Source organism: Pedobacter miscanthi, from assembly GCF_032678605.1.
Taxonomy (GTDB): Bacteria; Bacteroidota; Bacteroidia; order Sphingobacteriales; family Sphingobacteriaceae; genus Pedobacter; species Pedobacter miscanthi_A.
In genome coordinates this window covers 672,050-686,379 of the sequence record NZ_JAVTSU010000001.1, presented here as the reverse complement: position 1 = coordinate 686,379, position 14,330 = coordinate 672,050, and the positions used below count along the sequence as shown (strand labels likewise).

Annotated in this window: 9 protein-coding genes; all 9 read right to left on the bottom strand. The window is 42.0% G+C overall.

Translation table 11 applies throughout. The features are described from left to right. Position 1: 1 nt before the first annotated feature. Positions 2-2,506 carry a phosphocholine-specific phospholipase C gene (locus R2R28_RS02630; protein ID WP_316824156.1) on the bottom strand — a complete coding sequence of 835 codons (2,505 nt, stop codon included), beginning with the start codon at positions 2,504-2,506 and terminating at the stop codon, positions 2-4. Between the two features lie 17 nt (positions 2,507-2,523). Further along, the gene (locus R2R28_RS02625; RefSeq protein ID WP_316824155.1) at positions 2,524-5,730 is read right to left on the bottom strand and encodes a TonB-dependent receptor; all 3,207 of its coding nucleotides are present in this window, start codon (positions 5,728-5,730) and stop codon (positions 2,524-2,526) included. Between the two features lie 116 nt (positions 5,731-5,846). After that, positions 5,847-6,836, bottom strand: a complete 990-nt coding sequence (locus R2R28_RS02620; RefSeq protein WP_316824154.1) for a FecR family protein — start codon at positions 6,834-6,836, stop codon at positions 5,847-5,849. 52 nt (positions 6,837-6,888) lie between these two features. Beyond that, on the bottom strand, positions 6,889-7,428 hold the full coding sequence (locus R2R28_RS02615; RefSeq protein ID WP_316824153.1) for an RNA polymerase sigma factor: 540 nt from the start codon (positions 7,426-7,428) through the stop codon (positions 6,889-6,891). Between the two features lie 143 nt (positions 7,429-7,571). Further along, positions 7,572-8,417: a sulfite exporter TauE/SafE family protein gene (locus R2R28_RS02610; RefSeq protein ID WP_316824152.1), complete on the bottom strand. Its 846-nt coding sequence runs from the start codon at positions 8,415-8,417 to the stop codon at positions 7,572-7,574. Positions 8,418-9,403: 986 nt separating this feature from the next. Next, entirely contained in the window at positions 9,404-9,934 is a 531-nt protein-coding gene (locus R2R28_RS02605) for an outer membrane beta-barrel protein (protein WP_316824151.1), read from the bottom strand. A 47-nt stretch (positions 9,935-9,981) separates the two neighbouring features. After that, positions 9,982-10,725 (bottom strand): porin family protein, encoded by a 744-nt coding sequence (locus R2R28_RS02600; RefSeq protein WP_316824150.1) that lies wholly within the window; start codon positions 10,723-10,725, stop codon positions 9,982-9,984. A gap of 6 nt (positions 10,726-10,731) precedes the next feature. Continuing rightward, a complete protein-coding gene (locus R2R28_RS02595; RefSeq protein WP_316824149.1) occupies positions 10,732-11,793 on the bottom strand; it encodes a PCMD domain-containing protein in 1,062 nt (353 codons plus the stop codon). Positions 11,794-11,868: 75 nt separating this feature from the next. After that, positions 11,869-14,259 carry a phosphoketolase family protein gene (locus R2R28_RS02590; protein ID WP_316824148.1) on the bottom strand — a complete coding sequence of 797 codons (2,391 nt, stop codon included), beginning with the start codon at positions 14,257-14,259 and terminating at the stop codon, positions 11,869-11,871. Between the last annotated feature and the right edge of the window lie 71 nt (positions 14,260-14,330).

Below are 14,330 nucleotides of genomic sequence, written 5' to 3'. Positions count from 1 at the left end.
TTTAAACCATTTTACCCATTAACGGGTCTGTTTTAGTCTCTTTTCCTGTCTCTACCCTTCCGGCAAATCTTTCCATAAAAACCTTATTCCCTTTTAAAATCACCTGAAAATCGTACCAGTTATGGCTTTTGTTTAGGTTTAGCATCAATGATGTACTGCTTTTTGCAGCAACTTTCACCAGGTGTTTACCCGTTTTATAGGCCATATCTTCGATCATTAACTCAAGGGCTACAGCCCCTTCGTTATGCAATAAAACCACCACGTTTCCATTTAATGCGGTTTTAGTTAAATCTTTCTGGTAAGTGCATTTAATGGTTATTGCCGGGTTTTTACCATCTCCTTTAAATTCCCTGAAAAATCCGTTTGGTCCATAAGCACGCAAATGGTACTGGCCATTGCTAAAATCATTTAACTGCCATTCATCCTGAATGCGATCTCCGGCTTTTACTGTATAATCCCAAACCCTAAGGGCTTCATCTTTATAAGGGTTCATGGCATATACCGTAAAAGGTGATCCAACTGCTTTTTTACCAAAAACAGTGTTGCCGGCAGAAAAACCTACCTGATATTTTCCGTTTTCCAGCTTTCCGTCAACATACAATTCGTATGGCAGGGCGCAGGATGATCTGATTCCTTTTTCCTGTTGTGGAAAATAAGGTGATGTACTATGATCTGTATTTATGGCCTTGATTTCATCAGCGTTCAGTTTTCTATAATTATCAGGCAGATCTTTGAATTTGGCCGAATAGATTTTTTCCATAAAAGGTTCCTTCTCCAGGCCTTTTGGATAGGCAATTTTTTCGCCATTATACGGTCTGAATACCGATGTAAGATCGCCACAAACTGTTCTTCTCCAGGGCGAAATGTTCTCTTCAATTACCTTTTTTCCGTATTTTTTCCCGATAAAGGTTTCTAAAAACTGCAATGAAGAAGTATGATCGAACACTTCAGAACATACATATCCCCCTCTGGTCCAGGGCGATACAATTACCATAGGCACTCGATAACCTAAGCCGATCTGACTTTCCCTGATATTGCTTTCTTTCATTGATGGATTGGTCTGCTGGTCTTTCGCGGCATAATCCAGTTTAGTATCCAGCCCTGTCGAAACCTTACCGGCATTTTCTTTAAAAGGGTGTGGTGGTACAAAGGGAGGTACATGGTCAAAATAGCCATCATTCTCATCATAAGTCATGATAAAAATGGTCTTTTTCCATTTTTCGGGGTCTTTAGTAAGAATTTCCATTACTTCGCTTACAAACCACGAACCGAACCAGGGCACCCCTGGGTGATCGGAAAAGTTTGCCGGGGTCATCAGCCATGAAACTGTAGGCAATTTCCCTTCATCTACATCTTTTCTGAACTGATGCAAAATGTCGCCTTTTGGAATGTTCAGTTCTCTTTCTACACCCTTTTCATCATATTTCATTGCAGTAAGCGAATGGAAATCCGGATCATTGGCATTTACGCTGAATGCCTTTGCGTTTAAGTTTTTAGCTTTTTCAGAAAGGCCGGCATGGTTTTCCATTGTATATTCCTTTTCCTCATTTTCTGTTTTGAGCAGGAGTTTGCGCAGGGCCTCAACCTTTGTGCGTTCTTCTTCGCTTAGGTTTTCTTTTGATGAATCGGCAATCTGTTTTAACAACGACTCCTTTTTTTCTTTAAGGTTGGCAATGGCACCAGGATTTAAGCGCACATTGTACTGCTCAAAATATTCGATTACATTGGTACCGAAGTTACTGAGCCAGGCACTCGATTCGCCGTTCAGGCCAAAGCCCATGGTGAGCTCGTTCTGGTAAATTTTCCACGATACGTTATTTTCTTCCAGGCGTTCGGGATAGGTTTTCCAGTTTAAGGTAGGTTTATCATAATTGCTGATGTTCCATAAGTGTGCTTTCCCATCAGGCGTATTGTTTTCCCTCACGGTACCCGTCATCCAGTAATAACGGTTTGGGTGGGTACCTGCTATCACCGAACAGAAATTCTGGTCGCAAACGGTAAAGGCATCGGCAAGCGAATAATAAAAAGGGAAATCCTCACGTTTGCAATAACCGATGGTTAATGGCATGTGTGCATAGGTTGGTTTATAGGCCTTTTTCACATCCAGCCATTTATCATACTTTCCACCATTACGAGCATCGGTTTGGTCGGTCCAGTTGTGCGGAGTAGATCCCATCCAGGCAATTTTCGTATCCTTTATATCCAGGTGCCAGGGTGCATAAGTTTCGCCTTCTTTATTAGATTGCAGCCAGACTTTATTCTTATTGGGTAGCTCAATCGCCCGCGGGTCGTTAAAGCCCCTTACCCCCTGCATTAAGCCAAAAACATGGTCAAAAGAGCGGTTCTCCTGCATCAGAAAAACAACATGTTCTGCATCATAAAAGGTACTGCCCAATGCAGGGTTTATAGCCAGGGCCTTTTCTATTGCCGGTGGCAACATACCAGTTAAGGCAGCGCCTCCTGATAGGAGGGCTGCCTTTTTTATAAAATCTCTACGTGAATCCATCAATTATGTTCTGTTTTTTAAAATGAATATCTTGCACCAAGCTGGATCTGATAAGGTGTTCCAGCGGCCTGGGTTACGCCAACATTTTCGTTTACACGGTACTCATATTGTTTTTTAACCTGATCAAATTTGGTTACGGTAAGTAAGGTCTGATCGCCCAGGTTATAGTTTACGCCCCATTTTTTGTTCAATAAATTGGCAAAGTTGAAGGCATCAAAACTTAAGGTCAACTTTTGGCTCTTATAAGTTTTAAACTCCTTTTGCACGCGGATATCAAAAGTTCCCGAAAATGGGTTAATACCGGCATTTCTGTCTGCAATTTTGCCCAGGCTTTTCAGAATATATTCTTTAGCCCTGTTATCAGGATTGTTTAGCACCTTTTCCATCGAAGCTTTGTTGGCTGCACTGGTAAGCGGACTGTTCGGATCAAATACAAAAGCAAGGTCGTTGTCGTTACCCGGACCGCCTACAAAATCACCGTTAATATCAGCATCTACGCTCAGCGAATAACGCGTTCCACCGATTCCCCTAAAAGTAGCGGCCATCGAAAATCCTTTCCAGGTTGGTGTACTTCCGTAAACAACCAGTTTATTCCTGAACTGGTTATCAGAATAAACAACCTGCGAAAGATCGCGTGGATCTGATTTTACCGGTCTGAAAGTTGAAGTATTGGCTACGTTTCCATTATAAGATGAATTATCTTTAGCATCGTTTAAGGTATAACTCACATTGATATAGCCATCCTTTAGGTAACGGAAACTTGCATCCAGGATCATGGCTTTCTGCTCAAGGGTAGCGCCGTTGGTGAGCATTAATACCCTACCTACCTCATTTGTTTTCCTTCCCAACACGTTATTGGTAATGCCCGAGGCAGTAATAGAGGCTGCAGGAACAAAAACACCACGGTTTTCTTCGTTTGTAAGGGTGAAATATGGATTATCTACCATATTCTTGTCCAGATAAACATAATTGTTCTTTGTATAAGAATACAGCAGGTTAACACCAAGCCTTAAGCGGTCGCCAATGATTTTGTTGTAGCTTAAATTTGCTTTAAAGATCGATGGCATTTTAAGGTTCGGATCATTCAGGTTGATGGTCGAAACATATGGTACACCCGCGATAATGCCCGGTGCTGCCGAAGGATCTCTACGGTATAATGGGAAATCAGGTGTTGGTACCAAACTTGGCCCTGAAGCTGGTCTTGAAACATCGATAGAAGCCACTTTCGTTCCGCTGTTCTGGATGTTGTTTACCTGCGCATAGTTTACCGGGTAAGATGAGAATAAACCTCCACCCAGGCGGATAATGTCTTTTTTCTCATTGTTGATGTCCCATGTCAACTGGAAACGTGGCTGTACTTTACCTGCATCGGTAATTTTACTATCGGTACGCAAACCAAGTGTACGTTCTACAACCGGGTTATAATCTGCCTGGGTAAGGAAACTGGTTACATCGTAACGCACACCAAACATGGCGTTGATATCTTTTGCAATGTCAAATTCAACCTGCCCGAAAAGTGAAAGGTTTAAAATGTACTGCTGTACCGATGGAATGCCGTTAATTGGTGCTTCCCTTGCATACCTGGATGCACTCAGGTTATTAAAATCCGACAAACTGTTGAAGATAAACCGACCGTTCTGTTCACTCGAAATGTAAGTGTCCATATAGGTCAGGGTATTGTCGGTACCAAAGGTAAATTTGTATTTATCGAGATTGTAATATGATGTATTGATTAACTGAAACTGGTTTTCTAGGTTGTTTTCAGGAAAGAAACGCTGACCACCAAGCTGAACGGTTTTGTTTCCAAGCGTACCGTTTGGCAGTGTAGAACGGACCGTTACAATTGCCCTTGGGATATTTGCTGCAGGAAGTTCGCTATTGGGCACATAATCGCGGCTTGCCGTTTGGTACTGTAATTTAAACTCATTTAAAAACGATGGGCTCAGCTGAGAACGCAGGGAAACAAGCGTACTGTTTTCGCTCGATTTAAAATCACCCCATACCTCAAAAAGGCTGATATTGGAGTTATCGCTATTGCTTACCGGGTTTAACCAATCGCTGTAATTGTTTCTGATGGTTAACCTGTGTTTATCGTTGATTTGCCAGTCGATCCTTGCAAAAAAGGTGTTAGCAAGTGTTTTTCTTTTAAATTCGCCTACCTGTGGACCGTTTCCAAGGCCGTATTTGGCCCTTCCGATATTGATTACACTGTCTAAAGCACCTTTGCTGATCCCTAAACTCACTGCATCGGCATCATTTCTGATATCGGCAATAAAAAATGGCATGCTTTCATCCTGACGGTCTAACGCAGTAAAGAAATGTAATTTATCCTTAATGATTGGTCCGCCAAGGCTAAAACCATATTGGTTGGTGGTAAATTTCTGCTCGCGTTTATTTCCCCTGATGTCGTACGGACTTGCCAGGAAATCAGAACGGTAATAATCAAATACCGAGCCCGTAAGGGTATTGGTACCCGATTTAGTTACAGCTGACACTGTACCTCCGCCCTCGCGGCCCCTGCTTACATCATATACGTTAGCGGCCACCTCAAATTCTCTGATCGCCTCAAGCGATAAAGAATAAGGGCCGCTACCGATTGCACCTGAAGTTAAGTTATTTCTGGCGCTCGCTCCATCAATCAGGTAATTGGTAGAAGAAGCCCGTTGCCCCGAAATATTGGTTCCATTGGTCGTTGGCGCCAATGCAGACAGGTTATTGAAATTCCTGTTCTGTGTAGGCAGCTGCTGAATATTCTGGGCAGTAATTGCCGTACTCGATCCAAGTCTGTCGATACGCTTGGAAAGTGAGTTGGCACTTACGTTTACCTCGCTCAGCTGGGTATTGGATTCGCTCATACGGAAATCAGCAACAATATTATCGCCCTGGTTTAAGGCCAGATCTGATTTGCTCTGTTTAGGATAACCGATATAGCTTACGGTAACGCTGTAAGGCTTGCCCAGCGGCAACTGAATGAGGGCATAAGCACCTTCTTTATTGGTAGAAGTTACTGTTCTGAAACCTGTAGACTCATTGCGCACCACTACAGAGGCCCCTGGGATGGCGATTCCCTTTTCGTCAGTTACCTTTCCCCGTATAGAGGCATCGGTAGATTGGGCAAAAGTGAGGTTGGTAGAGGCCAGTAAAAACAGGCAGATAAGTGGCAAATGTGCCAAAAACAAAATTTTTCTCTTTGAAAGGTTAATAAAATGGTAATAATGTCGCATATTTATTTGCTTAATTGATTTTTCGGAATTGATTAAAACTCGGTAGTGCTGCTTCAGCATTATCGTACTCCGGGTTCCTATGGCTGTAGGAATCCGGTTCTTTTTTAAAGGCTATGTCATTTTGCTGGATTGATAATTAATGCATGATCTGTTAACTGGTAATTCATCCCCGTTTTGATGGCCAGGTAACCAAGTACCTGCCGGAGATCTGAATATTTTAACGAAAGGCTGTATTTAGGGAGGTTAGCGCCATCGGTTATCACTTCTACTTTAATATTATACTGTCTGGATAACACATGCCCAATCTGAACCAGATCCATTTGATCGAGATAAGCAGAGCGGTCGGTTCTCCAATCGGCATACTTAGCAGTCGGTTTATTCGCTATTGTGGTTTGATGGTTTTCATTATTATAACTCAACACCTGATTTTTGATGAGATTTTCGCCAAGAACAAGCACATGTTTTCCTTCTCTTTTTTCTACCCTCACCTTCCCTGTTCTCACCGCTACCTGATAACCCTTACGTTCTGGATAGGCATTGATATTGAAAGAAGTTCCCAGTACCGTTGTGGTATATTGGCCAGTAACGATCCTGAACGGGCGGAGTGTATCACGCTTCACTTCGAAAAAAGCTTCACCGCGATCGAGCATTACGTTACGTTTTACCGCCCCTTTAAAATCGCGGGGGATGCGGATAACGGTTCCGGCATTCAGGTATATGGTAGTACCATCTGGCAACACCATCTTTTTAATTTCGGCATTACCTGTAGCAAAAGTATCATAAACCATTTCGAGTTGAGGAGCCTGATAGACCTTACTTTTTAGCAGAAAAAATGAAGCAAAGCCAAGAATGAGCGCAACAGATGCTGCAATGGCCCAATATTTTTTATTGATTTTGGGTTTTTGTCCCTGTTTTGATATTTGAGAAGTGATCCCGGAGAAAATATCTTCTCCCACTCCTTCCCCAATCTGCATCTGTTGATCAGCACTATCTTTTTCTTTGGAGGCAAACCACTGATCGATGATTTTCTGATCTTCATCATTGGCCGTACCCGATTGATATTCGGACAGCTTTTGGGAAAGGAATTTTCGTACTTTGGATTTCATTCATCCATAAAGCGTGCGAAAGCACAAAAAGTACTTTAAGCGAACATTAAACTTATGTTAACTTTATGCGCTGCCGCAAACGCTTCAACGCTTCGGAGATATTGTTCTTTACGGTTTGTTCTGATAAGCGGAGTTCGCGGGCAATTTCGCGGATAGATTTTTCTTCGTGCCGGCTCAGCTCAAAACATAATTTCATGTTAAGGGGCATATTAACGATTTCAGAATCGATAACCGTTTGCAATTCGCGCCTGATCATTACCTGTTCTACTGTATCGTAATGATGCAGATCTTCGGTCAGGAGTTCCGCCCCTGCAAGGCGTACCTTATTTTTTCTGAACAGATCAATTACATCGTTGCGCGCAATTTTGACCAGGTAAGGCCAGAGCGAATCGGCAATAATTAAAGTGTTTCTTTTATTCCAAAAGGTAATAAAGGTGTTTTGAAGGATATCTTTCGTATGCTCTTCATCATCTACCAGCTGCATTACTACCGAATAGAGCCGTTTCCAGTAAGCATCAAAAACATTTTTAAATGCTTTGTCATCACCAGACTGGATGGCTTTTAAAAGCTCAATGTCAGATTTGTTGCCCATATCGATTAATGGCTCAAAATTAGCCAATCGATTATTAAGCCACCGTTAAGCTTATCTGAACAACAGGTTTGTTACGCCTATGTGCTGGTATGTGTATTTTTTGACATCCAACTCCTTTCGGCACTCCTTAAGTGTTGAAAAATTTAATCAATAACCAACCAAAGAGAAATAATTGATCCTTGGCCATAGCTATTTATATCCAAAACATCTTCTGGGCAGGTTTGCTCCTTAAAACCCGCGTACAAATGTTTTACTGTTAACACAGCGTTGACAATTAAGAAGATGCCAATTAAGATCAGTCCGAAATAAATATATTTAAAAAAAGAATTGTCTTTAATTTTATGGTTCAGGTATCTTCCTAAAAATATTGCAGGAATTACAGCTGGCAAAGAAATTAAAAAGTATTCGAAAACTTTTAATGTAATCAGGCCTTTTGCAAAATATCCGAGGGCGGCAATGGTGCTTGCCGGTAAGAAATAAGCTTGCAGCGTTGCCCTGAAATGTTTAGCGCTCCAGTTTCTCATATTGCCGTATACAACAAGTGGCGGCCCATTAACCCCATAGGCACCACCAAGTATACCTGAAACAAATCCACAAACAAATAACCATAACATATTATCTGATTTTAGCGAAAGGCGGTTTTTACCAAAAATGGCATAGAGGGAATATAGGATAATGAGTAACCCTAATCCGGTTTTCACCCAAAATTCGTTACCGTATATTAAAATAATTAATCCGATTGGTATACCTAAAATGGCAAATATGATGAGCCATTTTGCACTGTTGAAATGTATTTGCTGATGATCCTGGATAACCACAACCAAAGCAACAAAAATTGAAATCAAAACAGAAAGCGGTACGGCAATTTCTATTGGGAGAAAAAGAATAAACAATGGCACAGCGACTAATGACTCACCAAAACCAAAGGTTGAACGAACGAGCGTGGCAACAAAACTTATGATAAAAATATTAAAATATATAAACTCCATGTAGTGTTTAAAATACGCTTTTTTTTCGACAAAACCGCATTACAGGAGAAATTTTCAGGTTTTATCTCTCCATAATACTTAATAATTCCCAGCTGTTATCCCGGTCGTGATGCCTTTGACATTGACAGAGGTTTTTCAAATAAAACTGTTATTGAAAGCAGTTACCTAAAGACATTCCGAAAAACCTGAATGTCCTAAACTTCTTAACAGTCAAAAAAAAATGGAGCGATTTATCTAGATAAATTTCTCGACGGCGTTGCACTCGGTCGAAAGGATGGCCGGTCTTTGGACTGATTATTGGAATCTGTTATTGATAAAGGATAGAATTTTGCAAATACATTGGAGGTTTAATGACAGTGCGTAGAATCGTCATTTCCAACTTGATTGGGAACCAAGGAGTGCTCATAAATGCCTTTAAAAAAAATGAAAATGTATGAATAATCGTAATACCTTGGTAGGGCTTGCAGCGCCTATCGTGTGAACACAATTAATTATAAAGATTCTTTTCCCGCGCTATGCCGCGGCGGCAATGTAGTTTTTCACAGTTAATGTTGTTTTTAATGGTGTTCAAGAATGCTGCACATTTTAGGGCGCCAATTACCCAAAGCGCTTTGTCAATCCGGCAATGTGGCTTTTCACTGCCCCACGCTCATCAAAAAAACAGCGGCAATTGTTTTGCTCGTTTCTGCTCAATGAAAGTTTGAGTGATATTTTCACAAAACCACTGCGTTTCAGGTTTGGTAGTGCAAGTTGTCCTATTGTGCAACTGTTTTTTTGATCCTTCCGCCACTTGGGATTGACGGAGTTCTTCGGTTAGGGCTGTGTTATTTCAAAGCAAGCTGGCATAACGCCATAAAAATTTAAAAAAGATGTGTCCACACGATAGGCCCAGGCGGGAATGACGGTCGATTTTTTAAATCTGTAATTGACAGGATCAGTGACCAGATATAACAAGTCGTCATCTGTCATTGTTAGCCTAATAGCTGTTATAAAAGAATATTATAGGCCAGTTTGAGACTCAGGAAAGTAGGATCATCCCTGGTACCCCGTACATCGGTAACCTGATACCTTGCGCCAAATTCGAAGTTTTTCAGAACATAACCAATACCCAAACCTAAACCCAGGTTGAGTTTAGTTTCGCTGAGTGATATTTCTGCATTCCTGCCCACGATCCTGTTTACAGAGGTGCCAGCCTGCAATTCTAAAGAAACCTTATTGGCAAGATACCTGTAGCCCACATAAATGGGAACCGCCGCATAATTTGCTTGCACCCCATCGGGTAGTTTTTTTACCGGAAAGCGGTTATAACCCGCCTCAAAGGTTACCTGTTGGTTGTATTCTGAAAAGCCATGCATCCATTTGATTGCACCACCGTACCCGAAATTGGTTACTTCGAGCATTGCTGATGTTGGCCTGCAAATCTGGCCAGAAACCTGCAGGTAGTTTTTTCCACTTTGCGCATAAAGCCCCAAACTGAAAGTGCATAGAATTAAAATAAGATGTACCTTTTTTTTCATTGTCAAATTGTGATGTTAAAAATGAAAGAATATTTTTTAGCGACCTGTTAAAATTGATAAGACATACCTAAAGTTGCATAAATGTTGTACATATTGAAAGAGATACCACTAAAAGAATCCGGAAAAACCGGCCTTAATCCCCATTGGAGATCGGCCTTAACGGCAAAATTTTTATAAACGGATTTAGCGGCCCCGGCAACAATACCATAATCGGTTTTTCTTTCTTCCTTAGCGAAATCAAACGTGGCATTATCGATGGTAATTTTCTCCCCGAGGGAATTTCCTTTGCGGAGATAACCATCGGAAACACTTCCATAAAAAGAAGGCTTGATCAGGCGCGCAAAATAAAACCCAAGGTTAAATTTCCAGTTATTCTCACTCCTGTATACCGCATAAACAGGCACTGAAAGATAGATATTTTTCGCCTTTGTTGTATTCGTCCCGCTAAAATCTCCTTCTACAGATGCATCATCAACAGAAACCTGGGTATGAAAATATTGAACACTATCCCTTACTGCCATCGCCTTCCAATCTATCCTGACACCGGTTCCCAGGCCCCATTTTTTCTTTAACATATAAATCAGCTCATATCCAAAACTGGGCGAAAAACCTGGAGAATAGCTATTTATCTCCCGAATATTTTCAGGAAAGGATACTGGGGCCAGTCCGCCAAGGTTGTAACCCACAAATACACTGTGCTGAAATTTTCGGATATCGAACCTGGTTTTCTCCTGGCCGAATAAAAAGCCTGCCGGAATCATTAAAATAAATACAAATAAAATGTTGCGCATGATTTATTATTTTGGAATTACCGCTAAATGATCTACTACCAGCCTGCTGCCCAGGGCACCACGGTAATGGTCTCCTTCCTTACTCGAAGAGGTTACGATGGCCATCATCATCTTTGTTCCGGCCTGGGCTGTCCAACCCTGCCTGTAAACAAATGGGATATCAAATTTGGTGAAAGCCGACTTCATGGAACCATCATTGAGCACAGCCTTTGCAACAACCCGGTCAGACGTTAAAATATTTGTTCCGTTTAACCGTTGGGTACCTTCAAATAAAACGGCATATATCGTGCATTCATCTGTTCTGCCCGGAATGATATTCTGATTTTCATCCTGGTAATTTGCACCCGGAACGTATTTATAATATCCTGTAAAACGACCTGGAAGGCCCACATAAGGCTCACCAAACTCAGTTGCGGCAAGTGGCTGTGTTAACACTACAGAAGGATTAAAATTACCAATATACAAAGAGCCGGCATACAGGTATATTCCTACAAATGCAGATAAAGCTGTACCTTTTATGGTTACCATTTCGGCCGCCCTGGTACCCATATAACCATCGGTTGTTGATCTGGTTGGATAAGCGAGCGGATCTTTAGCAACACCTGAAATGGCTACCCCCTCATTGCCTGAACTCCAAACAGTACTCAGGTCATCCTCGATGGGGTACTCCCATTTATCATTGTCATTCTGTCCCCATTTTTCAAACTCAAAACTCCAGTCGCCCACATTAATCACCTGAATAACATAGTTTTTTTTATTTTCGGGCCGTTCGGCTGTAACCGTATAGGTAATTTGTCCGGTTGTATTGAAATTAATCTTTTCTCCGGATGACGGATATATTTTTGCATTTTTTGATACGGTTATGGTTGGTACGACGCCCTGTTCGTATGCTTCTTTAGTGAGGTAAAGTAAAATTTTACCATTGGCCTGATCTATAAAGGTATCTCCCGTGAGCTGTTTGGGATCAATACTAAAGGAAGTGATATCGGCCTCCGGATTTTTAGGTGCATCCTTGATACAGGATCCCAGTAATAACAGTAAGCAGGATACCAAAAGCAATCTCTTCATGGTTAACAGTTGAATGAGTAAAGTAATATTGATGGCAAAGGGTGCGATAATAACGCTGGCAATTAATTTAGTGATCTATTCAGAATCATTTCTTGTTTCCCATTGCCATGTTCTGATTTCTGGCATATCTATCCCGTTTTCACGGATAAATAATTTATGTTTAATCAGCTGCTCTTCCATTTCCTGTTTTAAATAAGCACTTGTGGCACCCAATTGCGGCAAACGTTTAAGGGCATCTATCACCAGGTGAAAGCGGTCCATTTCATTAAGTACCGTCATATCAAATGGCGTAGTGATGGTTCCTTCTTCCTTATATCCACGCACATGAATATTAGAATGGTTGGTACGGCGGTAGGTAAGCCGGTGTATCAGCCATGGATAAGCATGGAAAGCGAATATAACCGGTTTGTTTCGGGTAAACAAGGCATCAAAATCGTCATCATTTAACCCATGCGGATGCTCCGATTCGGGTTGCAGTTTCATCAGGTCGACCACATTTACAACCCGTATCTTCAGGTTGGGCAGGTGCTCACGAAGTATGGAAACTGCTGCCAGTATCTCCAATGTGGGTACATCGCCTGCACAGGCCATTACAATATCAGGCTCCTCTCCTGCGTCGTTGCTTGCCCATGGCCATATCCCTATTCCCCGCGTACAATGTACAGTTGCCTCTTCAATAGAAAGCCATTGCGGAGATGGATGTTTTCCTGCAACCACCACATTTACATAATGCCGGCTACGCAGGCAATGGTCCATAACCGATAAAAGGCAGTTGGCATCAGGAGGAAGGTAAACCCTTACTACCGAAGCCTTTTTATTGACCACATGATCAATAAAGCCTGGATCCTGATGGGTAAAGCCATTGTGATCCTGTCGCCATACATGTGATGCCAGCAGAATATTAAGTGAAGATATTTTACGTCGCCAGGCTATACCCGCAGTGACCTTTAACCATTTGGCATGTTGGTTAAACATAGAATCAATAATATGTATAAAGGCTTCATAACAGTTAAACAAGCCATGGCGTCCGGTGAGCAAATAACCTTCCAGCCAGCCTTCGCACTGGTGTTCACTGAGCATCTCAAGCACCCGTCCATCTTTTTTCAAAAGATCATCCGAAGGCACTGTAACAGCATTCCATTGCCTGTTGGTAACATCAAAAACAGCATTTAACTTGTTGGAAAGGGTTTCATCCGGGCCAAATAATCTAAAATTCCTGGTTTCCTCGTTCAATTTGATCACATCCCTGATAAAAGCACCTAAAACCAATGTATCACCTGGCCCCATGTTGCCTTTTTTCTCAATTGTAAAACCATACCGGTGAAAATCGGGCATACGGAGATCTTTAAGTAACAAACCACCATTGGCGTAAGGGTTAGCTCCCATCCTGCGTTCTGCCACTGGTACAAGGGCCGCCAGATGAGGCAATAACCGGCCCTTTTCATCAAATAATTCTTCCGGTTTATAACTATGCAACCACTCTTCAAGTTGTATCAGGTGTTCTGGCGATTGCGCCGGATCAGAAAGTGGCACCTGATGTGCACGGAATGATCCTTCCACCTGAAGACCGTCGACCATTTTCGGTCCCGTCCAGCCTTTTGGGCTTCGCAGAATAATCATTGGCCAGCTTGGACGGCTCTCGTCCCCATTTTGTGCTTTTTCTTTAATTTCTTTGATCTCTGAGATCACCTGATCAAGCAGCTTGGCCATTTCCAGGTGCATAGATACCGAATCATCACCAGAGAGTAAATAGGGTTTCCAGCCATATCCTTTAAAAAGGCTGATCAGTTCTTCTTCAGGTATCCTGGCTAGTACGGTTGGGTTGGCAATTTTATAACCGTTAAGATGTAGTATAGGTAAAACAACACCATCGGTAACCGGATTGAGGAACTTGTTGGAATGCCAGGCTGTTGCCAGTGGGCCGGTTTCTGCCTCGCCATCACCAACTACACAGGACACAATAAGCGAAGGATGATCGAATACGGCACCAAAGGCATGACTGAGTGAATAACCTAGTTCGCCGCCTTCATGAATTGAGCCCGGACACTCCGGCGAAACATGACTGGGAATGCCTCCAGGAAAGGAAAATTGTTTGAAAAGTTTGATTAAGCCCTCTTCATCCTGCGATATTTCGGGATAAACTTCAGAATAGGTACCTTCCAGATAAGTCTGTGCCACCATAGCCGGTCCCCCATGGCCCGGCCCCGAAACATAAATCATGTTTAAATCATACTTTTTAATTATGCGGTTGAGGTGAACATAAATAAAATTCTGCCCGGGAGTTGTTCCCCAATGCCCTAATAAAACCTGTTTAATGTGTTCTGCTTTTAAGGGCTCTTTTAATAAGGGATTTGCACGGAGGTAAATCTGGCCGACAGCCAGGTAATTGGATGCACGCCAGTATGCGTGGAGATCTGCAATATTTTCAGGTGACAGGTCGTTTCCGCTCAGTTGATGTTCAGTCATAGGATAATAATAGGTGATCAATAAATATCGAAATTTGCCTTTAAAATTCAGGTATGGCTTTTAATTTTTCT